Source organism: Ilumatobacter sp. (assembly GCF_039969435.1).
In the GTDB taxonomy this organism is placed as follows: domain Bacteria; phylum Actinomycetota; class Acidimicrobiia; order Acidimicrobiales; family Ilumatobacteraceae; genus Ilumatobacter_A.
On the sequence record NZ_JBDVNU010000034.1, the window covers coordinates 26718 to 52925 of the forward strand.

Below are 26208 nucleotides of genomic sequence, written 5' to 3' on the forward strand. Positions count from 1 at the left end.
CCGAGCGTAGGCCGCGCCGGTGCACGGCACCATGTGGTGCCGTGCAGGTCAGAGCGAGTACTGGGACATGAACGCCCACGCGTCTCTGGTCGCGTCGACGTCCTGGGTGAAGTAGCCGAAACCGTCGAGCACATCCGACAGCGGCGACGAGGGCCAGGTGTGTCCGCCACCGATGATCTCGTAGAACGCCAACGCCACGTCGTCGGCGCATCCGGCGTAGTCGTAGCGGACGACCTCCGGGGTCTCCTCGACGGGCGTCGGGTCGGGCTCGCACCCGAAGTCGGCGGCGAACTCGGCGAACTCGCCCGGCGTCGTGTCGTCGATCAGCGCGTCGACACCGGCCTGCGGCAGCAGGACCGACGGTTCGTCGGCGTCGAAGGGGACCACGTCGTCGGCCGTTCCGTGGAAGGCGATGTACGGGACGGCGCGCTCGGGGTCGCAACCCGGGGCATGCGTGGTGCCGGCGATCGACGCTGCCGCTGCGATGCGCGCCGATCGGTTGCACACGAGTTCCGAGGTGAACAGCCCGCCGTTGGACATCCCGGTGGAGTAGATGCGGGCCGGGTCGCCGCACCAGTCGGCGACGACGGTGTCGATCAGCGCGTCGGCGAATGCCAGGTCGTCACGATCGTCGGTGGCGAACTGGGCGAGTTCCCACGAGTTCGATCCGGTGCCGCCGTCGATGCCCGTTGCATGGACCACCACGAAGCCCTCTTCCTCGGCGACCGTCTCGTAGCCGGAGAAGGCCGCCTGATCGGGGCCACTCGAACCGAGGCCGTGCCAGTTCAGGACGACGGGCGCCGGGTCGGAGGAAACCGTCTCGGGGACGTAGATCCGCACGTCGTGCACGGCACCACCGCCCTCGAGGGTGAACTCCGAGACACCCTGCGGCAGCGATGCACACGACATCCGCACCTGAGCAGGACCGTCGATCACGAGCGGTTCGTCTCCGGTCCCTCCCCCGTCGACTTCGGCGGGGGAAGCGACATCGTTCCCGCTCGCGTCGGTCGACGCTGGGGCGATCGACGTGTCGGGTGACGGCGTGTCGGACGACGTGGTCTCCGAGGACGACGTCTCGGGCGACGAGGTGTCGGTCGCGGTGTCGGGTGACGACGTGACGGTCGCCGCGGGGTCGCTGTTCACGGGCGACACGACCGGTGACGCGTCGTCGCTTCCGCCCGACGAACAGGCGGCGGACGACACGACGAGCGAGAAGGCGAGGATCCGGGCGGTTCGCATGATCGCATCATCGCACCGGCCCTGCACGATCGCATCGCGTCGCGGCCCGACACGCTCGGGCTGTCGGTCAGAACAGCGAGATCAACACCGCAGCGCCGGCGGCGACCGCGCCCGCTGCGGCGGCGAGGCCTGCGATCAGACGCAGCGAGATGCCGCTCCGATCCGCATCACCTGGAGTCGGCACCGGGGCCGGGGCGTCGAAGGACCGCGCCGTCCCGAGCGTCGGAGCGGGCCACGGTTGTACGGCACGAGGCCGCCCGCCAGACGGTCGGTCGGCACCCGGTCGCCCGAAGAGGGGCTGCTCGACCAGCGCCGGTGCGGTCAGCGGTTGACGGGAACGAAGCTGCGCGGACCCGCTGTCGGACGGCGATGGTGCAGCGAGTGCTGCGAGGGACGCCGCAGCGATGTCGGGGATCGACACGTCGTGTTGCGGTTCGACGAGGTCGGCCCGCCGGATCGACCCGTCGACGGGCACGAAGGCACCGGGACGAGGGAGATCGAAGCGCATCATCGCATTCGGCGGCGCCCACGGAGCGAGTCCGGATCGCACGACCGGGAAACCCGTCGGCGCGCCCCACGAGTCGAGCACCCGGGCGGCCGGATCGGGTGCCGGCCAGGAGATGAACACGCGATCGAGCGCCGACGCACCGCGTTCGCGCATCGGCCGCGCTGCACCGGGCAGAGTGAGCGTGCGCGAGTAGGCGTTCATATGACTCTCAGTTTCACAGACGCCGACGCAGCGGTGGTGGATGTTCAAGGCACGCCGTCCGCGGAGACGGAAGCGACGGCCGACGGTCCCTCACCGGCGATCCGTAGATTCCCATCCCATGCGCAACGGACTCCCGGCGATCGTGGGTGCGGGGAACGGTCGCCCGCAGTCACCAGCGAACCGGGAGTCGCATTCACGGACGCCGCAGCGACCGAACGGGCGGTGGGTCACGTCGTCGACTCGAGCGACCGCCATCGACCATCACCACCATCACCATCACCATCACCATCACCATCACCATCACCATCACCATCACCATCACCACCATCACCGCCGATCGATCGGAACACCATCATGAGCAACACTCCGAGCGCCACCATCCCCCGATTGCTCGACGAGTACGAACGGGCGATCGCACACACGGCGACGCTCTGGGCCGATCTCACTCCCGAGGAGGTGGCGTGGCGCCCGCACGCCGAATCGAGCGCGATCGGCTGGCACCTCGGCCATCAGGCCGCCGTCGCCCACTTCATGATCCGCAACCTCACCGCAGCCGAACCGAGCCTCGACCCCGCTCTCGACGCGCTGATGGACGGTGCCACCCCCGAGACGGACCGTGGGGAACTTCCGACGCCCGAGCGGCTCGGTGCGTACCGCGATGGCGTGGCGGATCGGGTTCGCTTCCGGATCGGGAACATCGCGAACGGCGACGTCGGCGCACCCGCACAACTCGACGCGATCGCACGGACGCTGCTCGTCGCCGTGGTCAACCACGAGTACCAACATGCGCAGTGGATCGGCGAGGTCCGTCACCGCGACCTCGGTCGGCCACCGATCGCCCACCCCACGTCGCTGCTGCTGACCGAGATCGACGGATACTGCGTCCTCGCCGGCTGACCCGCGCTCGCCGAGCGAGTGGTCACGCGGGCGCAGACCGGGTGTCCGCGCACGCCGCTCTGGTCGTCGTGTCAGGAGTCGGGATGGGCGTTCTCCGGGAGCGCGTCGTCGGGGAGCTTGCGCACCTTCTGGCGACGTTTGCGACGAGCCGGGATCATCTCGCGCATCTCCTCCAACTTGCCGAAGCAGGTCATCCGGTCGTTGGCCTCCAACACACGAGAGGTCCGCGGGTTCGGGATCACGACATTGTCGCGGTGCAGGGTGAGCACGGTGATGTCTCGCTCGCGCAGACCCGAGTCGGCGATCGTGGTGCCGACGAGACCGGCGCCCTCGCGCACGAGCAGTTCGGCCACGCCGTACCCGGTACTCACCGAGAGTCGCTGACGCACGTCGAGCTCGGGGAACGCCACCTGGTTCGCGATGTAGTCGATGATCGCCCCGGCGATGTCCAGTTCGGTCGCCCGTTCGATCCCTTCGAGCCCGGGCGACGAGTTGACCTCCATGACGAGGGGTCCGTCGTTGCCTTCGAGCATGTCGACGCCCGCCACCCTCAGCCCCATGATCTGAGCGGCGCGGACGGCCGTCCGCTCGTACTCGGCATTCAGTTCGACGCCCTCGACCGATCCACCGCGGTGGACGTTCGACCGGAACTCGTCTCCCTGCGCGGTCCGGCGCATCGCCCCCACCACGCGATCGCCGACCACGAGCGCGCGGATGTCGCGCCCCTTCGACTCGGCGATGAACTGCTGGATCAACACGTTCTGCTTCGTCGACTGCAGCGTCTCGATGATGCCCTCGGCGACTCGGGTGTCCGGCGCGAGGATCACCCCGATGCCCTGGGTGCCCTCGAGCAACTTGATCACGACCGGTGCACCCCCGACCAGATCGATCGCGGCGAGCACGTCTTTCTTGTCCCGCACGAACGAGGTGGCGGGCATCCCGATCGCGTGACGGCTGAGGATCTGGGTCGCCCGCAGCTTGTCGCGCGAGTTGGCGATGCCGTTCGCCGTGTTCGGCGTGTACACGTCCATCTGCTCGAACTGGCGCACGACGGCGGTGCCGAAGTAGCTGATCGACGCACCGATGCGCGGGAGCACGGCGTCGTAGTCGGACAGTTGCTTGCCGCGGAACTGGAGATCGGGTTCGTTGTGGCCCGACAGGTCGATCGCGAAGCGCAGCGTGTTGAGCACCTTGCAGTCGTGACCGCGTTCGAGGGCAGCGGCCTTCAGTCGATAGGTGCTGTAGGCGCCGGGCGAGCGAGAGAGGATCGCGAGTTTCATGGTGTTGGACTTTCTGACGGCGAGGCGACGGGAGGGGGGATGGGCAGATCGGCGGGCGCTGCTGTGGCGGCCGGCCGATCGAGCAGTTCGGCGATGTGGATGATCGCGTCACCCTGGTTCACGAGCGGCTGCCGCGTGAGGCCGATCACCAGGCCCGACCGGTTCGCTCGGGCCTGGCTGAGGCGTCGACCGACGGAGTCACGAACGGTTGCGACGATCTGGCCACGCTCGACGAGTTGGCCCAGTTCGACGTCGATTCCCGCGATCCCGCTGCGGCGCACGCGGACCCAGCCACTGGACCGGCTCTCGACGGGCTGCGGTACTGCGGTCGCGCCGTCCAGCCCGACCGGTTCGTCGAGCGTCGTGACCATGCCGAGCCGGGCCAGCACCCGACCCACGCCGACCACCCCCGCCTCGATGGCGGCCCGATCGAACCGCCACGCCTCGCCGCCCTCGTACAGCAGGACGGTCGCGCCGGTCGCGGTGGCGGCGGCGCGCATCGAACCGTCGCGGAGCTTGGCGTGCATCATGAACGGCGCGCCGAACGAGATCGCCAGATCACGAGTGCGCGGATCCTCGAGGTCGGCGCGGATCTGCGGCAGGTTGGTGCGGTGATCCGATCCGGTGTGCAGGTCGATCCCCACATCGCACCGGCTCACGATCTCGGTCAGGAACAGGTTGGCGATCCGGGCGGCGAGCGAGCCGTTGGCGGAACCCGGGAAGGAGCGGTTGAGGTCGCGCCGGTCGGGGAGGTAGCGGTCGCCGTTCACGAAGCCGTGCACGTTGACGATCGGCACCGCCACGACGGTGCCCGCCAGCGTCTTGGGATCGAGTCCCTGGAGGGACCGACGGATGATCTCGACCCCGCCGATCTCGTCGCCGTGGACCGCCGCACTGAGCCACACGACCGGTCCTTCGTGGCGACCGTGCAACACGTTGATCGGAATCGACATCCGGTTGCCGGTGACGAGGCGTGACACCGGGATCTCGCCGATCGCCGATTTCCCCGCCGCCACGTCGAGGTCCCCGATCGCGAATGACGGCCGGCGGATCAGGCGCCGCCGCAACGGTGGGGGCGGGGCGACGAGCGTGTCGTCGAGCTCCGATCCCGTCGAGATCGGCGGCGACGGTGGGACGGACTCGAACCCGGTCATGCGCTGCTCCTGTTCCGGCGACGGGTCGCCAGGTCGGGCCGGCCCGTCAGATACGAGTGCGACGGGTCGACGAGGTAGCGACCCTCCATCGCCTTGCGTCCGAGCAACATCCGGAACCCCATGTCGTCACGACGGGTGAGTGTCAGCTCGATCTCGTGAGGCCGGCCGTCGAGTTCGATCACGGCCATCACCACGGGCCGGGTCGTCGTCTCCCCCGACGAACTCGTCACCGATCGTTCGTCGACGAGCGGCACGCTGACCTCGACGCCGTCGCGCTCGGATCGCTGCCAGGGGTGCACGATGAAGGTGGCGATGCGACGGCCGTCGCGCTCGACGATCTCGAGGTCGTCGACGTGGAGTGCCGATGTCCGTGCACCCGAGTCGATCTTGACCTTGACGGCCGGGATGCCCCACTCCGGGAAGGCCAACCACTCCCGCCAGCCGACGAGGGTCGGTTCGCTTCGGGTCGCGTCGGCCACGTCGGCAACCTACTTGCACGATGCTCGGATCTACGCTCTCCCCATGCCATCCCGCCGCGCCATCGCTCTCGTCGGTGTGGTTCTCCTGTCACCGATCTCCATGTCGGCCTGCGGTTCCGACGACGCCGGCGCACCGGGCGGGGATCCGACCCAGGTGGTCGAGATCGCGGCCACGGACTTCGCATTCCGCGCCGATGCGCGCATCACGATCGAGGCCGGCGACACCGTCGAGTTCCGGGTCCGCAACGAGGGGGCGGTGGAGCACCAGATGGAGGTGCTCACCGACGCGAGTCGACGACTCGGCATCACCGAGCGGATCGCTCCGGGCTCGTCCGACACGGTCGTGGCCACGTTCGACGCCCCCGGTGTGTACGTCGTGATCTGCGACATCGACGATCATCGATCGCTCGGGCAACAGGCCGAGTTCGAAGTGATCGGCGGTGCCTCCGAAGAGGGCTGACCGCCCGGCCCGGCCGGCTCCCGCCCCGCCCCCAGCGGTGAGTCCTCGTCGCCCCCGACCCGACCCAGACTCACCGACACCCAACGCCCCCACCCAACGGTGAGTCCCCGTCGCCCCCGACCCGACCCAGACTCACCGGACCCGTTCGCAGACCGTTCGTCCGCCTTCGTGGCGACCACTCCGCCTCTGCTCAACTGGCGTCATGTCGACTGCCGAGACGAACCAGCCCAAACCCGCGACGGAATTCACGGCGCGTCGCAACTCGGCTGCGATGATCGACTTCGACGACGGGGTCGATGTCGCCGGGGCCAACCGCGGTCTCGTCGCGCAACACCCGACCGGCCGGATCGAGAAGAACGGCCGCCCGGTGTGGGACACAGCACACCACGACTTCCTACGCACCGATGACCCGGCACCCGACACCGTCCACCCCGGTCTGTGGCGCCAGGGCAAGCTCAACGCCATCCACGGCCTGTTCGAGGTGGCCGACGGCGTGTGGCAGGCGCGCGGATACGACATCTCCAACATCACGTTCATCGCAGCCGACAGCGGCTGGATCGTCATCGACCCGTTGACCGCCGAGGAATGCGCCCGCGCTTGCCTCGACCTGGCGAACGAACACCTCGGCGAGCGGCCCGTGAGCGCCGTGATCTACACCCACAGCCACCTCGATCACTTCGGTGGGATGCTGGGGGTCACGTCCCGAGAGGCCGTGGCCGCCGGCGACGTCCGGGTGATCGCCCCCGAAGGCTTCATGCACGAAGCCGTCGGGGAGAACGTCTTGGCCGGCCCGATCATGGGCCGGCGGTCGATGTACCAGTTCGGCCCGCTGTTGCCGTTCGGACCGATGGGCCAGGTCGATGCCGGCCTGGGCAAGACCGTCCCGCTCGGCACGTCGGGCCTCGTCGCTCCGACCGAGTTGATCCTCGAGACGGGAGCCGAACTCGACGTCGACGGAGTGCGGATCGTCTTCCAGAACACACCCGACGCCGAAGCTCCGTCGGAGATGAACTTCTTCTTCCCGGACAAGCGGCTGCTGTGCATGGCGGAGAACTGCACCCACACGTTGCACAACCTGTACCCGATCCGCGGTGCGCAGGTCCGCGACGCGCTGGCCTGGTCGAAGTACATCCACGAGGCGATGCGCATGTGGGGATCGCACACGGACACGATGTTCGCCAGCCATCACTGGCCGCGCTTCGGGGCGGCGGACGTCGAAGGGTTCCTCAAGCTGCAACGCGACGTGTACCGGTGGATGCACGACCAGACGCTGCGCCTCGCCAACCACGGACACACGCCCGACGAGATCGCCGCCGAACTGTCGCAACTGCCCGACTGCTTCTCGAGGCAGTCCCACGTCCAGGGCTACTACGGGACCGTGTCGCACAACGTCCGCTCCGTCTACAACCGCTACCTCGGCTGGTACGACGGCAACCCCGCCAACCTCCAGCCGCACCCGCCGGTCGACGCAGCGCACCGGTACGTGGACATGATGGGTGGAGCCGACGGCGTGATGCGCGGTGCCCGGTCGGCGTTCGACGACGGCGACTACCGGTGGACCGTCGAGGTGCTCAAGCATCTGATCTTCCACGACCCCGAACACCGTGAGGCGCGGTCGCTGTCGGCTGACGCCATGGAACAGTTGGGCTACCAGGCCGAGTCGGCCACGTGGCGCAACGCGTACCTGATGGGTGCGTACGAGTTGCGCAACGGCACGATCCAACTCGGACGTGGTGGCCCGCCCGGTATGGCGAGCGGGATGACCGGCGAGCAACTGATCGACATGGTCGCGTCGCGGTTCGATCCGTCGAAGTGTTCGCTCGACACGCTGTCGGTCACGTGGACGGTGACCGACCTGAACACGTCGGACGGTCCGCTGAGCCACCGGTGCACGGTCGAGAACGCGACGATCCACCACGACGCGGGCGAGGCCGACGAACTCCCGGCCGATGCACAGGTCCGGTGTGACCGGGGGGCGATGGTCGACGTGATCGCCTACCCCGAGCGGCTCGACGAACGCATCGAGAACGGCTCGATCGAGATCGTCAGCGGCGACCGATCCGTGGTCGACGCGCTCCTCACGTCGCTCGACACGTTCGTCAGCGCCAACCTCGTCGAACCCTAGAGATCGATCGGTGTCACCACCTGTCGAACGGTGTCAGACACCGTTCGACGTTCACGGGCCGATTCTCCTCAACGACAGCTGGCGGCGGCGAGTTCGCGCGCGACGATCGCTTCGTGGGTGTGGGTGACGCCCCTGATCGAGCGGGCGACGACCGCATCGACCCAACCGTGACCGCGAGCGACCGCGGGGCCGATCAACACAGCGACCATGACCGTTCCCAGCCCGGCCGGGCCACCGAGGGCGACGCCGACGGCGATCCACGACATCTCGATCACGAATCGCACCGAGCTCTCGGACCTGCCGACACGGTCTGACGTGGCACTCGCGAAGAGCTCACCCGAGCCTGCGCCGAGGCCCGACACGATGAGCGCTCCCGCGCCGACACCGATGCCGAAGATCGCGAGGAACTGGAGGGCGATCAGCACGACCAGCGGTCCGGGAGGATCGAACCGACCGAGGACGGCGTCGACCGACTGCAGCATCGGGCCGATCATGAACGGCGACAGCAGCGTGCCGAGACCGGGTCGCCGACCGAGCATCCACGCGACGGCGATGATCACCCCGACCGTCGTCCACACCGCGACGGCCAGTGGGATCCCGGTGATGTTGCGGACGGCACCGATGAAGACGTCGAGCGGCCCGGGGCCGAGTTCGGTCCACAGCGTGACCGCGACGGAGGAGGCGATCAGGAACGACCCGACCGTCAACATCATCAGCCGCGTCGAGAATCCGAGAACCCGGCGCGTCGGGCCGGTCGACACGACAGCGGCAACCGCACCGGCACGCGACCAGGCGCGGCGACGCAGACGATCCCAGATCGTCGGCTCCACCCTCCTCGGGGTCGTGTCGGCGGCGCGGTGCTGCACGAATTCCATCGGAGGGAGTATCGGCACGGCCCGGCGTCGATCCGAGCGGAGAACCGGTGCCGTTCGACACGTGCCAGCGACCTGGAGCCGGGAACCTGGGTGGGAAACTAGTCGCGACCGCCCGTCGACGTGCTGACAGGAAAATTTCACCGATGGTGCCAAAGTTGGTTTGATCCAGACGTGTTCGGGGAACGAACTCGCGCGACTCAGTGTCCGACCGGGCACGACACACCATCAAAAAGGGCCAGCCACCGCATGACCGACCAGATTGATCAGATCACCAACGACGTCGCAGACGTCCCCACCGAAACCGCCACGCCAAACCGCCGCCGCATGTTCATCGCAGGCGCCGGCCTCGCAGGCGCCGCCGCCCTCGTCGGGTCCAAGTCCGCGTCCGCAGCCGACGACGACCCGGTGCTCGTGGGCAACCCCGACAACACCACCGCTGATGGCGCCACGGTCATCACGAACACGAACGGCACGGCGACGACCGCCGGCACCCCGGGCCAAGAGGCCGTGCTCGGACAGCTCACCGGTGCAGGCAACGGCTCGCACGCGGTCCGCGGCATCACGGCGGGCCTCGGGCACGGCATCGCCGGCGAGAACACCCTGCGCGAGAACACGGTCGGCGCGACCTGGGGCCGTCACTCCGGTCTCGGCGCCGGCACCAGCGGCGTGAACATCGCAGCCGACGTGCCGATCGCCGGCACGGCGCGCGGTGCCGAGGGCATCATCACCGATCCGACCAACGGCTCCCATGCCGTGTTCGGTCGGACCGTCGGTGGCGGACACTCCGTCGCCGGTGACACCCCGGCCGACGCGGCCGGACCCGGTGGCACCGGACCGAACACGACCGCCGCCACGTGGGGTCGCCACGCCGGTCTCGGTGCCGGTGTGGGTGGTGTCAACACGAACACCAACGTGGTCCCGATCGCCGGATCCTCCCGAGCCGTCGAGGGGACCGTCGTCGCTCCGACGAACGGCTCGCACGCCGTCTTCGGTGAGACCTTCGGTGGCGGCCACTCGATCGCCGGTGACACCCCGGCCGACGCAGCGGGTCCGAACGGCGATGGCCGCAACACCACGGCCGCCACGTGGGGCCGTCACGGCGGCATCGGTGCCGGCATCGGTGGCGTGTCCGCCGAGGGCTACGGCGGCGAGTTCGTCGGTGGCAAGGCCTCGGCCCGTCTGATCCCGTCCGAGGGTGTCGCAACGGGCGCCCCGACCGACGACGGCCACCTCCGTGGTGAGCTCTACGTCGACGGTGCCGGAGTGCTGTGGTACAACACCAGCGACGGCAACAACTGGATCCCGCTCAGCCAGGGTGGCAACGTCCTGTGGGTCGACCCGGCACGTGCGTACGACTCCCGTGCGAACAAGCCGACGCCGGCGAACAGCAACAAGACGAAGTTCGCCGCAGGAGAGATCCGTTCGATCGACCTGACCGAATTCACCGACTTCCCGGCAACCGCGACCGCGGCTCTGATCAACCTCACGGTCGTCAACGCCGAGGGTCGCGGGTACGCGACGCTGTTCAACGGTGCGACCGCCGATGCCGATCGTCCCGACACCTCGAACATCAACTGGGACACCAACACCGGTACTGACGTCGTCGCCAACTCGGCGACCGTTCGTGCCGACCTCAACGGTGTCATCAAGGTGTACACGAGCATGCCGACCAACATCGTCATCGACATCCAGGGCTACATCGCCTGATCCCGCCGGGCGTCTCGGCGCCCGACACCGGTTGCCGCAACGCCGCACCGTTCGTTTCTCCCGACGAACCGTGCGGCGTTGTCGCGTCCGGGACCGTGTCCGAACGGCACGGCTCGGTACCGTGACCGGTGTGCAGCTGAACGTGATCCGTCGGGGCTCCGGTCCGTCCGTCGTCCTCCTCCACGGGCTGGGGATGTCGGCATCCACCTGGGACGCCGTCGCGGAGCGACTCGCCGACCGCCACACCGTGCTCGCCGTCGACCTGCCCGGGCACGGTGGGTCACCGTGCCCCGACGACCCCGACGCCTTCACGCGCGACGCCGCTCTCGCCGACCTCGACGAGGTGATCGCCGGTCTCGACGACGTTCCGGTCATCGTGGGCCATTCGCTGGGCGGCTATCTGGCCTTGGCGCACGCCGCCACGCGTCCGACGGCGAGTCGGGGGATCGTCGTGCTCAACACGGGTCCCGGGTTCCGCGACGCCGAGAAGCGCGAGGGATGGAACGAACGGTCGCGTCGCAACGCCCATCGGTTCGGGGTGCCCGAACGGGTCGCTGCACTGAACCTGCAGGAGGACTCGGTGGTGATGGACCGAGTGGCGGAGATGACCACACCGACGATCGTGCTCGCCGGCGGAGACGACCGACCCGAGTACGCGGGCGCCGGGGAGTACCTCCAACGAAAGATGCCGGACGCGAGGCTCGTCGTGCTCGACGGGGGTGGCCACTCGATGCACGAGGACACCCATGCGTCGGACGTGGCCGAGATCATCGCCGAGTTCGCAGCGTCGGCTCGACCGACGACCGACTGAGGTTCGGGTCCCCAGCGGGTGCGGGCACGGTCGCACGGACCGCACGCACCGCCCGCTGGTGATTCCCGCCTCGTTCCGATCGAACTCCCCGGAGTGAACCGACGCGTCGCCGAGCCGATGCCGGACCGATGCCTACGCCGCGGCGTCGGCCCGGTGATCCACTGCCGGATCGTCGGCTCGTGCGTCGCGCGACTCGTGGAGTTGAGTCCCGCGCGCTCCGCTCGTCATCTGGTCGTGCATCGCCAGGATCCGTCGACTCGCGGTCGCGGAGCAGCGCGACGGGACGACGGCGTGGACGGCGGCGGCCACGGCGGCGATCGCGAGCGATCCGGCGAACCCGGCCGCGACCTTGAAGTGCTCGCCGTACGTCTCCCCGACCGAGGCCGGATGTTCCGTGAAGTGCTGCCGGATCTCCATGAGACCACCGTACGGAGTCCGCGGGAGTGGTGCATTGCGTTCTTCGCGGCTGATCCACCATTTCGCGCACGAATCGTGTGCCACTCGACCCATCGACGCAGTACTGTTCGATTGTGGACGAAGTCGATCGGGATATCGTGCGTTTGCTGCAGGTCGACGGTTCGCTGACCGCACGGGAACTGGGGGACGCCGTCGGGCTCACTCCCACGCCGTGCTGGCGACGGGTGCGCGCCCTCGAGGAATCGGGTGTGATCACCGGCCGGGTGGCGCTCGTCGATCCAGCGGCGGTCAACCTGGACGTGACCGCGCTGGTGAGCATCCGCACGAACGATCACACGTCTCGGTGGGTCGAGACGTTCCAGTCGGCGATCGATCAGCTCCCCGAGATCGTCGAGGCCTACCGCACCAGCGGAGACATCGACTACCTCCTCAAGGTGCTCGTGCCGAGCATCACCGAGTTCGACCGCTTCTACAAACGACTGATCGACGCCGTCGACCTGTACGACGTCCGCACGACGTTCGTGATGGAGGAGATGAAGCACACCACCGCTCTCCCCCTCCATCACATGACGGTCCGCTGAGGCCCGACTCCCGAGTCGGGCCTGCCTTCGGGTCGGGCACGGACACGGACTGGGGCCGACGGGTGGCGCTGCGCGATGCTGGGGAGATGACCGTTCTCGAAGACTCCACCGTGGCCAGCTCGCTCGATCCCGATGCGCAGCGCGTCACCGACGCCGTCGAGGCGCTGCTCGCCGAGCACGACCCGACCACCATGGACGACCGCGAGTTCCGAGGCGCGCGCTTCGACGCCGGTCTGGCCTGGGTCCACTTCGCCGAAGGCGACGGAGGGCTGGGCGTGCGCCCAGAACTGAACAAGATCGTCGAGTCGGCGATGCGCACGGCCGGGGCGAAGCCGACGGACCCGTCGACCTTCTTCATGCACCTCGCCGGGCCGACCATCGCGACCCACGGCTCCGCCGAGGTCAAGGCGCGCTTCCTGCGTCCGATGTTCACCGGCGAGGAGAAATGGTGCCAACTGTTCTCCGAGCCGGGCGCCGGCTCCGACTTCGCCGGTCTCGGCACGAAGGCCGAACGCGACGGAGAGGAGTGGATCGTCAACGGTCAGAAGGTGTGGAACACGCTCGCGCACCTCGCCGACTACGGCATGCTCGTGACCCGCACCGATCCCGATGCGCCCAAGCACAAGGGCATGACCTACTTCGCGCTCGACATGAAGGCCGACGGTGTCGAGGTCCGTCCGCTCCGCCAGATCACCGGCGAAGCGGAGTTCAACGAGGTCTACATGACCGACGTGCGCGTACCGGACTCGTGCCGCGTCGGTGACGTGGGCGAGGGCTGGCGTGCATCGCTCACGACGCTGATGAACGAGCGCAATGCGATCGGCGGCGGTGGAGGTGGTGCTCCCAAGCGTGGCGCAGCGGCGAACGACGCCGTCGAGGTGTGGAATGCGATGGACCCGTCGAAGCAGAGCGCTGCCGACAAGGACACGCTGATGAAGTGGTGGGTGCAGGCCGAGGTCGGGCGCCTCACCAACATGCGCGCCGCGCAGAACGCGAAGTCGGGCAACCCTGGCCCCGAGATGTCGATCGCGAAACTGGCGTACTCCGAACTGAACAAGGGTCTCTACGAGTTCTGCATGAACCTGCTCGGCGCCGACGCTCTGATCGACTTCGACTACACCTACCGCCGCCCCGAGGATCTCGACGTGTCGGGAACTGCTCACGGCCTGCGGTACGCGTTCCTGCGTGTACGCGCGAACTCGATCGAAGGCGGCACGTCGGAGATCATGCGCAACATTCTCGGCGAGCAGGTGCTCGGCCTGCCGGGCGAACCGCGGGTCGACAAGAACGTCGCCTGGAAGGAAGTCCCCCGGAACTGAGCCCGGAACTCAGCTTGCGTCCCCGTCGATGCCGACCGTTCACGGGGACGCCACTTCTGAACCGAACCTGAACGAATAATCGAAGCCGATGGCCTGTCGCTCTTGGCATCATCTCCCCATGAACCTCATGCCTCACCCCACGAACCGTCTTCGTCGCCCGTTGGCCGTCGCCGCGCTGGCTGCGCTCGCACTGACCGCCTGTGGCGGTTCCGACGACAGCTCGACGGACACCCCGGCCGTCGACGGTGCCACCCAGGACGACGCCTCCGTCGAGGACGACGCCTCCGTCGATGAAGCATCCTCCGACAGCGGTGAGCCGCCCATCGGTGTCGACGAGAGCGGCGACATCGACTTCTCCGACGACGTCGATTCGGCTCTCGACGCCGTCGGATTCGAAGGAATCGTCGGGATCGCCGCCGATCAACTCGACCCGAAGCCGGCCGTCGAGGTCGACGGCGACAACGCGACACTGACCTTCTCCGAAGGATCGGTCGAGGCCGACGCATGGCTCCCGTGCAGCGTGATGTCGGCCCTCATCAGCGACGGCCAGACCGTGACCGTCGTGTATCCCGACGGCGAACAGGTCTGCTGACCGACACGTTCGAGGGCCTCGGCGCTCCGGACGCCCCCATCCCCACAGAGAGCAGACCCAGACGATGCCGATGACCTTCGACGAGGCGTGCGCAGCCGTGTGCGCGCCGGGCACGATGTTCGAGATCCAGGAGGCTGAGGTGCTGGGGCGCACCAGCAAGGTATTCGCGGGCACTCCGCCCGACATCCGTGCACTGTTCGCGCTGGCCGCTGCGCGCACCGACGAGTTCATCGTGTTCGAGGACGAACGGTGGACGATGCCCAGCGTGCTCGACACCGCCGCCCGGATCGGGAGTCTCCTGGTCGACGAGTTGGGTGTGGCCAAGGGCGACCGGGTGGCGATCGCGATGCGCAACTATCCGGAATGGATCGCTGCGTTCGTGGCGATCACGTCCATCGGGGCCGTCGTGGTGCCGATGAACGCGTGGTGGGTGACCGACGAACTGGTCTTCGCGATCGCGGACTCCGGTTCGAAGGTGGTGATCGCCGACGACGAACGGTTCGAACGGATGCGGGCCGCGGAACCCGGAGCGATCGATGCCACCGTGATCGTCGCCCGACCGACCGCCGACCTGCCCGACGGTGTCGTCTCGCTCGACGACGCAATGGCCCGCCACGACGGGGCGACGATGCCGGAGGTCGACATCGCACCCGACGACGACATGACCATTCTCTACACCTCCGGCACCACCGGGCGTCCGAAGGGAGCGGTGTCGACGCACCGCGCCGTGCTCAGCGCGCTGCTGGCGTTCGCCGCCCGAGGAGCGGTGTCGGCGCTGCGCGAACCGGAGGACCCCGACACCGTCGAAGAGGGCGGCAGGCCCCAGACCGCCTTCATGCTCTGCGTGCCGCTGTTCCACGTAACCGGCCTCGTCCCCGTCATGCTGGGGTCGTTCGTGAGCGGCGCCAAGCTGGTGATGACGTTCAGATGGGACCCCGATCGCGCCCTGGAACTGATCGAGCAGGAGCGCGTCACGAACTTCGTCGGCGTTCCGACCATGAGCTGGGACCTGCTCGAAGCCGAGACGTTCGCCGATCGCGACACCTCGTCGCTGCGTTCCGTCGGCGGGGGTGGGGCACCGATGCCACCGGAGTTGGTGAAGCGGATCGACGCGAACTTCCAGCGGGGTCGCCCGGGCCTCGGCTACGGCATGACCGAGACGAACGCCTACGGCCCGCAGAACGCCGGCGACGACTTCGTGAACAATCCAGCGTCCACCGGTCGGGCCGTGCCGATCATGGACGTCAAGGTCACCGACCCGCTCGGTGAGGAACTCCCGATCGGAGAGACCGGCGAGATCTGGTTCAGGAGCCCGTCACTGATCCGCGGCTACTGGAATCGCCCTGACGCGACCGCCGAGACGATCGTCGACGGTTGGCTCCGGTCGGGCGACATCGGGCGCCTCGACGACGAGGGCTTCGTGTACGTGAGCGATCGCGCGAAGGACATGATCCTGCGCGGTGGGGAGAACATCTACTGCGCCGAGGTCGAGGCGGCCGTCTACGAACATCCTGCGGTGTACGAGGCCGCGGTCTACGGCGTGCCCCACGAGCGGCTCGGCGAGGAACTCGCCTGTCACGTCATGGTGAAGGACGGCGAGGAACTCGACGCCGGCGAGTTGCAGCGGTTCGTCGGCGAGCGGTTGGCCAAGTTCAAGGTCCCGACGATCGTCACGATCGTCCACGAGCAACTGCCACGCAACGCGAGCGGCAAGATCCTCAAGCGCGAACTGCGCGACAGCGTCACGTCCGGCTGACCTCGGCGGGTCGGGACGCTGGTGTCCCGAACGATCCGGCGCGATGGGGCACGACCTCACACCCATTCGCGAGGATGTCGCGATGAACGAACTCTGGGCACGGTCGGCACTCGAACTCGCGGCGATGATCCGCACCGGCGACACGACGAGCCGCTCCGTCGTCGAGGCCCACCTGGCGCGCATCGACTCGGTCAACGGTGACCTGAATGCGATCGTGCGACGTCTCGACGACGACGCACTGGCCGCCGCCGACGCGGCCGACGCCGCCCTCGCTCGCTCCGAGGCGACCGGACCGTTGCACGGCGTGCCCTTCACCGTGAAGGAGAACATCGATCTGGTAGGGAGTCCGACCACCGAGGGCACGGTCGCATCCGCCGAAGCAATGCCCACGTCGAATGCGCCGGTCACGGCGCGGATGCTCGCGGCGGGTGCGATCCCGATCGGCCGGACCAACCTTCCCGACTTCGGTCTGCGGGTCCACACCGACTCGTCGCTGCACGGCCTGACCCGCAACCCACATCACCCGGGTCGCACCGCCGGCGGCTCGAGCGGCGGCGAGGCGTCGGCGATCGCTTCGGGGATGAGCCCGCTGGGGCTCGGCAACGACATCGGTGGGTCGCTGCGCAACCCGGCGCACTGCTGCGGGATCGCGTCGATCAAGCCGTCGATCGGGGTCGTCGCGTCCGCCTCGTCGTTGGCTCCGGGCGATCCGATGTTGTCCTCGCAGCAGATGGCCGTGCAGGGCACCATGGCGCGTCGGGTGGCCGATGTCCGTGCGTCGTTCGAGGTCGTGGCCGGAGCGGACCCGCGAGATCCCACCAGCCTGCCCGTCACCCTGACGAGTCTCGGCGACGGCGAGCGGCTCCGCGTCGCCGTGCTGGCCGATCCGCCCGGTGGCGCGACCCATCCCGAGATCGCTGCAGCGGTCCGATCGGCTGCCGACGTCCTCTCCGATGCAGGGCACGACGTGGTCGAGGCGACCCCGCCGATGTACGAGGAGACGATCGAGATGTGGGCGGCGCTCCTGATCCAGGACCTGATCGTGATGCGCCCGATGTTGGAGATGGTGATGGGTGCCGACGCGACGGCGATCGTCGCGAACCTTCTGGCGGGTGGTGCACCGGTGACGGTCGAGTCGATGGTGATGCTCCAGGCGCATCGGAGCCAGGCGATGCGGCAGTGGTCGGAGTTCTTCACCGAGCACCCGGTGATGCTGTCGCCCACGTGGGCGATGCCCGCCTTCGAGCACGGCGCCGACCTGGTGAACGGCGACACACTGATCCGCGACACTCTCCGCCCGGTCACGCCGATCAACTTCCTCGGCTTGCCCGCCGCCGTCGTGCCGCACGCGAAGGCCGACGGGTTGCCGGTCGGCGTGCAGGTGATCGGTGACCGCTTCACCGACCTGCGCTGCCTCGACGTCGCCGCCCAGATCGAAGCCGCATCACCCCCGCTGATGCCGATCGACCCGGTCACCGCCTGAGAGCCCGACCGGACCCGTTTGCGTTCCGACCGCGGCGGACATCCTGCGTCGATGCACCGCTCCGACCAGGCCGACCCTCCGCCGTTCACCCACGGTGTGGCGAGCGGCGATCCGACGGAGTCGAGCATCGTTCTCTGGACGGCGGTGCCGACCGAGGCATGGGGCGACGTGGAGTACACCGTCGGACTCGACCCCGACTTCGCAACCGTGGTCGCGTCCGGTCGCATCGGCCCCGAGAACCACGTCGGTGCGGTCGGGCAGCACGAACCCGAAGGTCCGGTTCGAACCGTGTCGATCCGGGTCGGGGGACTCGCCGAGCACACCGTCCATCACTACCGCTTCCAGGTCGACGGGGTGGTGTCGCCCGTCGGGCAGTTCGCAACGCTCCCCTCCGCCGACGCCGACATCGATCACGTCCGCGTCGGACTCGCCACGTGTGCACGCCTGGCGAGTGCGACGTTCGAGCCGTATGCCGACCTCGCACGGGCCCGGCCCGATCTCGTCGTCCACCTCGGTGACTACATCTACGAGGACGGATCGGCTCCGCACGAGCCTCCGGCGGAGTGTCGGACCGACGGCGACTACCGCCGACGCCATGCCCAGTACCGACGCGAGCCCGCGCTGCAGGAACTCCACCGGAGCGCGCCGTGGGTCGCCGTCTGGGACGATCACGACGTGGCCGACGACTCGTGGAGAACCGGTGCGGCCGATTCCGACGACGGTCGGCACGAGTGGGAGCAGCGCCGCGGCGCAGCCGAGGGGGCGTACTTCGACTGGATACCGCAGGAGCCGAGCACGACGGGACCGACGCCGATGGACCGGCGGATCCGGCTCGGCGCCCTCGCCGACATCGTCGTGCTCGACGCACGCAACGCTGCACGGGATCGTCCGGTCCGCGAGTCCGGTCCCGCGCTGGTCTCGCCGACCGACGACCGCCGCATCATCTCCGACGAACAGTGGGCGTGGCTCGAGCAGTGCGTCGACGAGTGCCCGGGCTGGCTCGTGGTGTGCACCCAGACGCAGGTCTCGCCGCTCCGACTCGCCCGCCTCCCGAACCTGCGTCGGCGAGGTCGCGTCGAGCCGCTCGTGAATCCGGGCCAGTGGGACGGCTACCCACTGGAACAGGAGCGCCTGGCGCGCACACTCGCTCCGGTGGCTGGCCGGATCCTGCTGTGCTCGGGCGACCTGCACGGCAGGTTCCACACCGGCGTGCGATTCGCCGACGGACGGCTCGCTCCCGAGGTCACCACCCCCTCCATCGCATCGACGCCCTTCGCCGACGCGATCCGCACGAAGCTGCCGATCCCGACGACCCTCTTGATGCGCTGGCTGCACCGCCTCAATCCCCAGGTGTCGTACATGGATCTCCAGAGTCGAGGCTCGACGGTGTTGGACATCACCGACGAATCGATCCGGATCGCGGCGATCGGTCCGTCCGGCACGAGGCCCAGAGTTTGGCGACTCGATCGGAACGATCCCGAGATCCGTCGCGCCGAACCGGTCCCCACCGCTGCCACCGGTTCCTGACCCGACGCTCCTGACCCCGTTGTCGACAATCGTCGCGTGGAGGTCGGTGGATCAGGTCTCGATGGTGCCGGACTCGCCCATGTCGGGGGCGTCGTCGGTGATCTTCGCCTTGACGAACTCGAACACCTGCACGGCCGCCGTGGCCGCCGTCCAGTACTCCCAGCGGTCGGACTGGACGTGAGCGACCACCGCATCGGCCTTGCCGTGCGGGAAGTATGCGGCCGAATGGTCGTCCCACAGTTCGTCCAGCAACTTCTCGTCGGTCGAGATGTTCAGTCGGCCGGCGATGGAGAGCCAAGTCGATCCGTCGTCGACGATCGCGACGTTGGCCGCTTCGGTGCTCGCGGCGTTCACCCAATCCGAATCACGACCGACGAGGAAGAACACGTCGCCGTAGTCGTTGAAGGTCTGCACGGCGAGCGGCCGGGACGACAGCGTGCCGCGCTCGTCGACGGTGGTCAACATGGCCGTCCGCTCACCCTGCAGCCGGTCACGGAGATCTTCGATGGTCATCTGTTCGCTCATCGATCGTGCGTACCCACGCCCGGATCGTCCGAACCCTGGTGGCCCGGGCATGCTCGGTCCATGACGATCTTCGAGCCGGCGATGTTCGAACCGTGGTCGGTGATCGCAGCGAACCTGCCCGAGCACGCCGACAACGCGATCCACACCGACGACGGCGCACGGGCCGCCGGATTCGACGGCGCGCTCGTTGCCGGTGTGACGACGTACGCCTACCTGACCCACGTGCCGGCCACGGCCTGGGGCCGGTCGTGGCTCTCGAGCGGAGGCGCGGACGTCCGCTTCCTCCACCCGGTGATGGACGGCGATCGGGTCGACCTCGTCCGCGACGACGATGGCGACGGCGACGGCGACGGCGACGGCGAGCATCCACAGCCGGGTCGGGTCGTCGCCAGCGTGGCCGGAGAGGTGAAGGTCCGGGCGAGGTTCACCGAACGGGGCGAGGAGTTGGCAGATCGCTCGGGATCTCCGCTCGAACCGATCGAGTTCGTCCTCGATGCGTCGTGGTCCGACTACGGATTCCGCGCAGGTGACGACTGCCCGCTCTACGCCGATCTCGGCGTCGCCCACCCCACGAGCTGGCCGCGTCTCGCCAACCGGTTCTGTCACGAGCAGCTCGTCGACGGGGCGTGGATCCACGTCCGGAGCCGCATCGCCCACCACGGACTCGCCCGCGTCGGAGCGACCATCCGAGCGACCGCCGTCGTCGCCGACCGCTTCGACAGTCGCGCCGGAGAGCGTGCGGTGCTCGACGTGCGGATCAGCTCCGACGGATCCCCGGTTGCATCGGTCGAACACGAAGCGATCATCGATCTCCGCCCGTGATCGTCGGCAGTCACGGGAGTTCCTGGACCACACATGGGCGTGCGAGCATGTCGAGGTGAGCAGTGACCTCCACCACCGTTCGCAGCGCATCGTGCTGGCGCGCCACGCGGAGACGGAGTGGAGCATCTCCGGGCGGCACACGGGCCGCAGCGACATCGCTCTCACGCAGGAGGGTCGCGATGCTGCGGTGCAGCTCGGCAGACGCATCGCGGGCCACTCGTTCGATCGTGTGATCTCGAGTCCGCTCGAACGGGCCCGCTCGACCGCGCTCCTCGCCGACTTCCCCGACCCCGAGATCGACGACGACCTCCTCGAGTGGGACTACGGCGACTACGAGGGCGTCACCACCGCCGACATCCGGGCCGAACGTCCGGACTGGGAACTGTGGACCGACGGCACCCCGAACGGCGAGTCACCCGCCGACGTCGCTGCACGAGCCGATGCGCTGGTCGCCGATGCGGTGAGGATCTGCGAAGGTGGCGGCGACGCGATCGTGTTCGGTCACGGCCACATGTTGACGGCGCTGGCGGTGCGATGGATCGGCCTGCCGATCGAGCACGGCAAGCACTTCCGCATCTCGACGGGATCGATCGGGGTGCTGCGCTGGAAGCGCGAGAACCGTGTGCTCGACCTGTGGAACGACCGGTCGCACCTGACCCGAGCGTTCGACGACACGCCGTGACACCAACGGCCTGACGCGTTTCCCGGCGGGCCGTCGCGGGTAGTCGATGGCCTATGGCGAAGGACCACGGACCATCGATCGCGAACGACGAGCAGTACGAGGCGCTCCGCGCCGACGGCATGTCGAAGGAGAAGGCGGCCCGCATCGCCAACACACCTGATGCGTCGGAGAAGGGCGGCGCGGCGTCGCCCTACGAGGAGTGGACCAAGGTCGAGTTGTACGAGCGGGCACAGGAGCTCGAGATCGACGGCCGTTCCGACATGACCAAGGACGAGCTGATCAGCGCACTCCGCGAGGACTGAGCGGACGACGCTCCGCCCGAGCGCGTCTGCGGTCGAGGCGCTCTCCGACAGCTTCCGAAGCGCGAGCCGGTGGGCCGGTGCCGAGCACGTCCGACCCTCGAGCGCACATCGACGGCGTCCGGACTGCCATGAACCTGCGCAGCATCACCGGGATCGGCAACCCGATCGCGGGGCGGGACCTCTTCGCTCCCCGCACATCGATGCCGACGCGCCCGGATCCCCCTTCTCCCGCGCACCGCCACCGGCACCGCGCACCGCCACCGGCACCGGCACCGGCACGGGCACGCTCCCTCAGCACAGATCACCGGTTGCAGGAAACCCACTTGATCGCATCACCGTCGATGAGCCATGGTGTCCCTTCACACGAGAGGAGGTGCCCATGTCGATGTTCGACACCAACGTGACGATTTCCCGCCGGGCGCCTCGCGCCGTGTCCCCGCTCGCGGCCTGACGCCCTGAGCTCCCCGTGCGCCGACGGCGCAGCCGATTCTCGGATCGACCCCTCTCGTCGCGCGCACCCACACCCCACCACCACCATGTCCCCACGTGGGACGGAAAGGACATCGAACGATGTTCCACTCACTCCACCCCGAGTTGCAACTGGAAGAGATCCGCGAGCGTCACGCTCGGATCCGTGCCGACTTCGAGCGTTCGCGTGCATTCCGCCGCGCTCGTGGACAGCACCGGTTCCGCTCCAGACAACGAAGTCGGTAGCACCGGCGACGTGGCGGGTCCGTTCGGTCGACCGATCGGACGGGCCCGCCCCACCACGCCTCCTGGCGACATCGACGCACGCGGCGCCCGACGCCGGATCGTCTCTACAGTGACCCCCGATGTACTTCGACCTCATCGTGATCGGCGGAGGCGCCGCCGGCTTCTTCTCGGCGATCACCTGCGCGGAGAACTCCGGCAAGTCGGTGCTGATCCTCGAGAAGTCGTCGCAACTGCTGCAGAAGGTGAAGATCTCCGGCGGCGGTCGCTGCAACGTGACCCACGCGTGCTTCGAGCCGCGCGAGCTGAGCCGGAGCTACCCGCGTGGCGAGAAGTCCCTGATCGGCCCGTTCCACCGGTTCGGTGCCGCCGACACCGTCGAGTGGTTCGGTCGCCGCGGTGTCGTGTTGAAGACGGAGGCCGACGGCCGGATGTTCCCCGACACCGACAGCTCCCAGACGATCATCGACGTCCTCCTCGACGCCGCCGAGGCCGCCGGGGTCCGGGTGCACACGTCGGAGGGGGTCACTTCGGTCGTGAGGAACGAAGACGCCTTCGGCGTCGCCACCGATGCCGGGCGGTCGTACACCGCGGCGAACGTCCTCCTCGCCACCGGCGGAACCCGCAACCACGCCGGCGACGAACTCGCCGGCCGACTCGGCCACGCGCTCGCACCGGCGACACCGTCACTCTTCACCTTCAAGGTCGACGATCCGCGTCTCGAAGGACTGCTCGGGCTGTCCGTGAGTCCTGCGGACGTGATCATCCGCGGGAGCCGACTGCGGAGTCGCGGACCGGTCCTGATCACCCACTGGGGTCTCAGCGGGCCGGGCATCTTGAAGATCTCGGCGCACGGGGCCCGCGATCTCGCGGAGCTCGACTACCGGTTCGACATCTCCGTGAACTGGCTGCCCGACACCGATCCGGCCGAGGTCGTCGCCGAGAAGCGACTCGACGACGCGAAGCGACAGATCTCCACCCGCAGTCCGTTCGACACCATTCCGAAGCGACTCTGGGTGAGTCTGCTCGCCGCCGCCGAGATCCCCGATGCCACGACCTGGGCGCAGCTCGCCAAGAAGGATGCGAACCGACTCCTCGGCCAGCTCACCGACTCGACGTTCGCAGTCACCGGGAAGAGCACGAACAAGGACGAGTTCGTCACGTGCGGTGGCGTCGCGCTCGACGAGATCGACTTCCGGACGATGGAGAGCAAACTCGTGCCCGGCCTGTACTTCGCCGGAGAGGTGATCGACGTCGACGGGATCACCGGTGGCTTCAACTTCCAGAACGCATGGACGACCGGCTTCCACGCCGGTTCGGACATCGCCGCACGCTGACCCGACCTCGTCCGATCCACTCCGAACCGGAACGACGAGGTCACCCGAATGAGCGTGTGGCAGGGTGAGGTGATGAGCGGTGTCCCGTTGAACCACGGGTCCCCCGTCGACGGGTCATCGGACCCACGCCCTTCGGCTGCAGGATCGCCGGGCGGTGGTCGTGCGAGCGAGGTGGCAGCCGGAGTCGGGCCGTACCCCGGGCCGTGGCCCGACGATCCCCGCCTCGACCCGGACCTGCTCCGCCACGGCGATCGCCGCAACGTCCTCGACCGGTTCCGCTACTGGACGGTCGACGCGATCGTCGCCGACCTCGACACGCGACGACACCCGTTCCACGTGGCGATCGAGAACTGGCAACACGACTTCAACATCGGCACCGTCGTCCGCAACGCCAACGCGTTCGGCGCCGCCGGGGTCCACATCGTCGGCCCGCACCGTTGGGACCGCCGTGGCGCGATGTCGACGCACCGATATCTCCACCTGCACCATCACACCGACATCGACGCGCTGAGCGCGTGGGCTGCGTCGGCGGCGGTCGAGATGGTCGCCGTCGACAACGTTCCCGACGCTCGTCCCCTCGAGTCCGCGACACTCCCCCGCGACTGTGTGATGGTCTTCGGGCAGGAGGGTCCCGGTCTCAGCTCGGCGGCGATCGCCGCGGCATCGATGGTGTGCGAGATCACCCAGTACGGATCCACACGGTCGCTCAACGCCGGCGTCGCATCCGGGATCGCCATGTACGCCTGGGTCGCCCAGCACGCCTGACCGACCGTGAGTGGCGCGCACCGCCGCGGCAGCATCGATCGGCGTAGGTTCGAGGGTGATGGCCGGTCGATCCTTCACTGATGCGGTTCGCGAGCGACTGGGCGACGTGGGATGGCTCGACCGCTCCGAGATCGATGCCGCGCTCGTCGACTTCCGCGGAGTGTTCACCGGCGAAGCGATCGGGATGGCGCGTCCGTCGTCGACGGCCGAAGTGTCCGATGTCGTGCGCCTGGCCGTCGAGCACGACGTCGCCATCGTCACCCAGGGCGGCAACACCGGTCTGAGCGGCGGTGCGGTCCCCGCCGCGCCCACCGCCAACGACGACCGACCCCGGGTGATCCTCTCGCTCACCCGAATGCGCGAGATCGAGGACGTCAACGTCGATCGCGGCACGATCACCGCACAGGCAGGCGTGACGATCGAAGCCCTGCAACAGCGTGCGGCCGACGTCGGTCGCCTGTTCGCGCCGGACTGGGGCGCTCGTGGATCCGCGACGCTCGGCGGCGCGGTGTCCACCAATGCCGGTGGCATCAACGTGGTGAAGCACGGCAACATGCGTGAGCACGTGCTCGGGCTCGAAGTCGTGATGGCCGACGGCCGCGTGTGGGACGGGCTGCGGTCGCTGCCGAAGGACAACTCGGGCTTCGATCTCAAACAGCTGTTCATCTCAGGTGAAGGAACGATCGGGATCGTCACGCGTGCGGTGGTGACGATCCACCCTCGGCCCGCCGCACAGCGAGTCGCCTTCGCCTCCCTTCGGTCCCTCGATGCGCTCAACGACCTGATGACGTTGGCGCGGACGTCGACGCCCGGAGCGTTGAGTGCGATCGAGTTGATCCCCGAGGTCGGCGTCGCCCAGGTGGTCGAACGCTTCGGAGTGCAGCGCCCGCTGGAATCCATCGCCGAGTGGTACGTGCTCGTGCGCTACGACTCGGCGGGCGAACCCGTCGATCCCGGCGACGATCTCACCTCGCTGCTCACCGACGCCATGTCGTGCGACCTGATCTCCGACGGCGTCGTGGCCTCGACGCCCGCCCAGGAGGCCAATCTCTGGCTGATGCGCGACGAACTGACGGCCACTCGCTCGTTCGGCGGGTTCGGCGTGAAGTACGACCTGGCGATCCCTCCCGACCGCATCGCCGAGTTCCTCCGGGCGGCCGAGGCATTGGTCGACACGATCGTCGACGACGCCCTGTCGTTCGCGTTCGGCCACGTCGGCGACGGCAACCTGCACTTCACCGTGCTCACGCCCGACCGAGACGACGGACCCCTCGAAGCCGCTGCCCCTGTGCTGCGCGCGGCGCTCGATGGGTTGGTGTGGGAGTTCGACGGCACGATCTCGGCCGAGCACGGCCTCGGTCGCGAGCTGCGCGACCGCATCGTCGGTCAGAAGAGCGAAGTCGAACTGGATCTGATGCGCTCGATCAAACACGCCCTCGACCCGGACGACCGGCTCAACCCCGGCGTCATGCTCCCCTCCGCACCGCTCCCCGGCGTCATGCTCCCCTCCGCACCGCTCCCCGGCGCCCACCACTCTTGACGACCCTCTCCGATCCGGTCGGCGCCATCGACTCTCCACCGCCGTGGGCGGCCTCGGTGAGGATCTCGATCGATCCGAGCAGGCAGTCCAGGTCGGCGGGGCGTGTGTCCCCA

At 68.5% G+C, this 26208-nt stretch carries 25 protein-coding genes; 17 read left to right on the plus strand and 8 right to left on the minus strand.

Annotation, left to right across the window (positions count from 1 at the left end; genetic code table 11):
- Positions 1-48: 48 nt before the first annotated feature.
- Both ABJK40_RS16720 and ABJK40_RS16725 read right to left on the minus strand, forming a co-directional pair.
- Positions 49-1239: a PHB depolymerase family esterase gene (locus tag ABJK40_RS16720; protein WP_348480639.1), complete on the minus strand. Its 1191-nt coding sequence runs from the start codon at positions 1237-1239 to the stop codon at positions 49-51.
- A gap of 67 nt (positions 1240-1306) precedes the next feature.
- Entirely contained in the window at positions 1307-1948 is a 642-nt protein-coding gene (locus tag ABJK40_RS16725; protein WP_348480638.1) for a hypothetical protein, read from the minus strand.
- A 354-nt stretch (positions 1949-2302) separates the two neighbouring features.
- Between ABJK40_RS16725 and ABJK40_RS16730 the strand changes: the two genes are divergently transcribed.
- Complete coding sequence (locus tag ABJK40_RS16730) at positions 2303-2845, plus strand: DinB family protein (protein ID WP_348480636.1); 543 nt, start codon at positions 2303-2305, stop codon at positions 2843-2845.
- 71 nt (positions 2846-2916) lie between these two features.
- Here ABJK40_RS16730 and ABJK40_RS16735 read toward each other — a convergent pair whose 3' ends face one another.
- Genes ABJK40_RS16735 through ABJK40_RS16745 form a run of 3 tightly spaced genes read right to left on the minus strand, consistent with a single transcriptional unit; the run spans position 2917 to position 5758 of the window.
- The gene (locus tag ABJK40_RS16735) at positions 2917-4125 is read right to left on the minus strand and encodes a RimK family alpha-L-glutamate ligase (RefSeq protein WP_348480635.1); all 1209 of its coding nucleotides are present in this window, start codon (positions 4123-4125) and stop codon (positions 2917-2919) included.
- Positions 4122-5279: a succinylglutamate desuccinylase/aspartoacylase family protein gene (locus ABJK40_RS16740; RefSeq protein WP_348480634.1), complete on the minus strand. Its 1158-nt coding sequence runs from the start codon at positions 5277-5279 to the stop codon at positions 4122-4124. Before ABJK40_RS16740 ends, ABJK40_RS16735 begins: the two co-directional genes overlap by 4 nt.
- The gene (locus tag ABJK40_RS16745; protein WP_348480633.1) at positions 5276-5758 is read right to left on the minus strand and encodes a RimK/LysX family protein; all 483 of its coding nucleotides are present in this window, start codon (positions 5756-5758) and stop codon (positions 5276-5278) included. Before ABJK40_RS16745 ends, ABJK40_RS16740 begins: the two co-directional genes overlap by 4 nt.
- A 43-nt stretch (positions 5759-5801) precedes the next feature.
- On the opposite strand from ABJK40_RS16745, the gene ABJK40_RS16750 reads away from it, so the two are divergent.
- Positions 5802-6218, plus strand: a complete 417-nt coding sequence (locus tag ABJK40_RS16750; protein WP_348480632.1) for a cupredoxin domain-containing protein — start codon at positions 5802-5804, stop codon at positions 6216-6218.
- A gap of 202 nt (positions 6219-6420) precedes the next feature.
- Complete coding sequence (locus ABJK40_RS16755) at positions 6421-8343, plus strand: alkyl sulfatase dimerization domain-containing protein (protein ID WP_348480631.1); 1923 nt, start codon at positions 6421-6423, stop codon at positions 8341-8343.
- 68 nt (positions 8344-8411) lie between these two features.
- Here ABJK40_RS16755 and ABJK40_RS16760 read toward each other — a convergent pair whose 3' ends face one another.
- Positions 8412-9218 (minus strand): hypothetical protein, encoded by an 807-nt coding sequence (locus tag ABJK40_RS16760; protein ID WP_348480630.1) that lies wholly within the window; start codon positions 9216-9218, stop codon positions 8412-8414.
- Between the two features lie 246 nt (positions 9219-9464).
- On the opposite strand from ABJK40_RS16760, the gene ABJK40_RS16765 reads away from it, so the two are divergent.
- On the plus strand, positions 9465-10925 hold the full coding sequence (locus tag ABJK40_RS16765) for a hypothetical protein (protein ID WP_348480629.1): 1461 nt from the start codon (positions 9465-9467) through the stop codon (positions 10923-10925).
- Between the two features lie 130 nt (positions 10926-11055).
- Positions 11056-11736 carry an alpha/beta fold hydrolase gene (locus ABJK40_RS16770; RefSeq protein WP_348480628.1) on the plus strand — a complete coding sequence of 227 codons (681 nt, stop codon included), beginning with the start codon at positions 11056-11058 and terminating at the stop codon, positions 11734-11736.
- 132 nt (positions 11737-11868) lie between these two features.
- Here the strand turns inward: ABJK40_RS16770 and ABJK40_RS16775 are convergent, their stop codons facing one another.
- Positions 11869-12153, minus strand: a complete 285-nt coding sequence (locus tag ABJK40_RS16775) for a DUF6356 family protein (RefSeq protein WP_348480627.1) — start codon at positions 12151-12153, stop codon at positions 11869-11871.
- Positions 12154-12266: 113 nt separating this feature from the next.
- Here ABJK40_RS16775 and ABJK40_RS16780 point away from each other — a divergent pair, with 113 nt between their 5' ends.
- The 6 genes from ABJK40_RS16780 (at position 12267) to ABJK40_RS16805 (ending at position 19411) form a co-directional block, all read left to right on the plus strand.
- A complete protein-coding gene (locus tag ABJK40_RS16780; protein WP_348480626.1) occupies positions 12267-12734 on the plus strand; it encodes an Lrp/AsnC family transcriptional regulator in 468 nt (155 codons plus the stop codon).
- Positions 12735-12820: 86 nt separating this feature from the next.
- The gene (locus ABJK40_RS16785; protein WP_348480625.1) at positions 12821-14053 is read left to right on the plus strand and encodes an acyl-CoA dehydrogenase family protein; all 1233 of its coding nucleotides are present in this window, start codon (positions 12821-12823) and stop codon (positions 14051-14053) included.
- Between the two features lie 118 nt (positions 14054-14171).
- Positions 14172-14645 (plus strand): hypothetical protein, encoded by a 474-nt coding sequence (locus ABJK40_RS16790; RefSeq protein ID WP_348480624.1) that lies wholly within the window; start codon positions 14172-14174, stop codon positions 14643-14645.
- Between the two features lie 70 nt (positions 14646-14715).
- Entirely contained in the window at positions 14716-16401 is a 1686-nt protein-coding gene (locus tag ABJK40_RS16795; protein WP_348480623.1) for a class I adenylate-forming enzyme family protein, read from the plus strand.
- An 82-nt stretch (positions 16402-16483) separates the two neighbouring features.
- Positions 16484-17884, plus strand: coding sequence for an amidase (locus ABJK40_RS16800; RefSeq protein ID WP_348480622.1), 1401 nt, complete (start codon positions 16484-16486; stop codon positions 17882-17884).
- A gap of 51 nt (positions 17885-17935) precedes the next feature.
- Positions 17936-19411: an alkaline phosphatase D family protein gene (locus tag ABJK40_RS16805; RefSeq protein WP_348480621.1), complete on the plus strand. Its 1476-nt coding sequence runs from the start codon at positions 17936-17938 to the stop codon at positions 19409-19411.
- A 51-nt stretch (positions 19412-19462) separates the two neighbouring features.
- Here the strand turns inward: ABJK40_RS16805 and ABJK40_RS16810 are convergent, their stop codons facing one another.
- Positions 19463-19936 (minus strand): pyridoxamine 5'-phosphate oxidase family protein, encoded by a 474-nt coding sequence (locus tag ABJK40_RS16810; protein WP_348480620.1) that lies wholly within the window; start codon positions 19934-19936, stop codon positions 19463-19465.
- 60 nt (positions 19937-19996) lie between these two features.
- On the opposite strand from ABJK40_RS16810, the gene ABJK40_RS16815 reads away from it, so the two are divergent.
- The 6 genes from ABJK40_RS16815 (at position 19997) to ABJK40_RS16840 (ending at position 26095) form a co-directional block, all read left to right on the plus strand.
- Positions 19997-20758 (plus strand): hypothetical protein, encoded by a 762-nt coding sequence (locus ABJK40_RS16815; RefSeq protein WP_348480619.1) that lies wholly within the window; start codon positions 19997-19999, stop codon positions 20756-20758.
- 55 nt (positions 20759-20813) lie between these two features.
- Positions 20814-21440, plus strand: coding sequence for a histidine phosphatase family protein (locus ABJK40_RS16820; protein ID WP_348480618.1), 627 nt, complete (start codon positions 20814-20816; stop codon positions 21438-21440).
- A 53-nt stretch (positions 21441-21493) separates the two neighbouring features.
- A complete protein-coding gene (locus tag ABJK40_RS16825; RefSeq protein ID WP_348480617.1) occupies positions 21494-21742 on the plus strand; it encodes a Rho termination factor N-terminal domain-containing protein in 249 nt (82 codons plus the stop codon).
- Between the two features lie 833 nt (positions 21743-22575).
- On the plus strand, positions 22576-23790 hold the full coding sequence (locus ABJK40_RS16830) for an NAD(P)/FAD-dependent oxidoreductase (RefSeq protein ID WP_348480616.1): 1215 nt from the start codon (positions 22576-22578) through the stop codon (positions 23788-23790).
- Positions 23791-23838: 48 nt separating this feature from the next.
- Complete coding sequence (locus ABJK40_RS16835) at positions 23839-24555, plus strand: TrmH family RNA methyltransferase (protein WP_348480615.1); 717 nt, start codon at positions 23839-23841, stop codon at positions 24553-24555.
- A 58-nt stretch (positions 24556-24613) separates the two neighbouring features.
- Positions 24614-26095: an FAD-binding oxidoreductase gene (locus ABJK40_RS16840; protein WP_348480614.1), complete on the plus strand. Its 1482-nt coding sequence runs from the start codon at positions 24614-24616 to the stop codon at positions 26093-26095.
- Positions 26096-26208 lie beyond the last annotated feature (113 nt).

Coding starts and splice junctions, on each gene's coding strand:
- ABJK40_RS16810 (WP_348480620.1), bottom strand. CDS start 19,936: ATGAGCGAACAGATGACCATCGAAGATCTCCGTGACCGGCTGCAGGGT.
- ABJK40_RS16790 (WP_348480624.1), top strand. CDS start 14,172: ATGAACCTCATGCCTCACCCCACGAACCGTCTTCGTCGCCCGTTGGCC.
- ABJK40_RS16760 (WP_348480630.1), bottom strand. CDS start 9,218: ATGGAATTCGTGCAGCACCGCGCCGCCGACACGACCCCGAGGAGGGTG.
- ABJK40_RS16765 (WP_348480629.1), top strand. CDS start 9,465: ATGACCGACCAGATTGATCAGATCACCAACGACGTCGCAGACGTCCCC.
- ABJK40_RS16830 (WP_348480616.1), top strand. CDS start 22,576: ATGTACTTCGACCTCATCGTGATCGGCGGAGGCGCCGCCGGCTTCTTC.
- ABJK40_RS16795 (WP_348480623.1), top strand. CDS start 14,716: ATGACCTTCGACGAGGCGTGCGCAGCCGTGTGCGCGCCGGGCACGATG.
- ABJK40_RS16840 (WP_348480614.1), top strand. CDS start 24,614: ATGGCCGGTCGATCCTTCACTGATGCGGTTCGCGAGCGACTGGGCGAC.
- ABJK40_RS16775 (WP_348480627.1), bottom strand. CDS start 12,153: ATGGAGATCCGGCAGCACTTCACGGAACATCCGGCCTCGGTCGGGGAG.
- ABJK40_RS16730 (WP_348480636.1), top strand. CDS start 2,303: ATGAGCAACACTCCGAGCGCCACCATCCCCCGATTGCTCGACGAGTAC.
- ABJK40_RS16750 (WP_348480632.1), top strand. CDS start 5,802: ATGCCATCCCGCCGCGCCATCGCTCTCGTCGGTGTGGTTCTCCTGTCA.
- ABJK40_RS16755 (WP_348480631.1), top strand. CDS start 6,421: ATGTCGACTGCCGAGACGAACCAGCCCAAACCCGCGACGGAATTCACG.
- ABJK40_RS16805 (WP_348480621.1), top strand. CDS start 17,936: ATGCACCGCTCCGACCAGGCCGACCCTCCGCCGTTCACCCACGGTGTG.
- ABJK40_RS16785 (WP_348480625.1), top strand. CDS start 12,821: ATGACCGTTCTCGAAGACTCCACCGTGGCCAGCTCGCTCGATCCCGAT.
- ABJK40_RS16725 (WP_348480638.1), bottom strand. CDS start 1,948: ATGAACGCCTACTCGCGCACGCTCACTCTGCCCGGTGCAGCGCGGCCG.
- ABJK40_RS16835 (WP_348480615.1), top strand. CDS start 23,839: ATGAGCGTGTGGCAGGGTGAGGTGATGAGCGGTGTCCCGTTGAACCAC.
- ABJK40_RS16815 (WP_348480619.1), top strand. CDS start 19,997: ATGACGATCTTCGAGCCGGCGATGTTCGAACCGTGGTCGGTGATCGCA.
- ABJK40_RS16800 (WP_348480622.1), top strand. CDS start 16,484: ATGAACGAACTCTGGGCACGGTCGGCACTCGAACTCGCGGCGATGATC.
- ABJK40_RS16720 (WP_348480639.1), bottom strand. CDS start 1,239: ATGCGAACCGCCCGGATCCTCGCCTTCTCGCTCGTCGTGTCGTCCGCC.
- ABJK40_RS16735 (WP_348480635.1), bottom strand. CDS start 4,125: ATGAAACTCGCGATCCTCTCTCGCTCGCCCGGCGCCTACAGCACCTAT.
- ABJK40_RS16740 (WP_348480634.1), bottom strand. CDS start 5,279: ATGACCGGGTTCGAGTCCGTCCCACCGTCGCCGCCGATCTCGACGGGA.
- ABJK40_RS16825 (WP_348480617.1), top strand. CDS start 21,494: ATGGCGAAGGACCACGGACCATCGATCGCGAACGACGAGCAGTACGAG.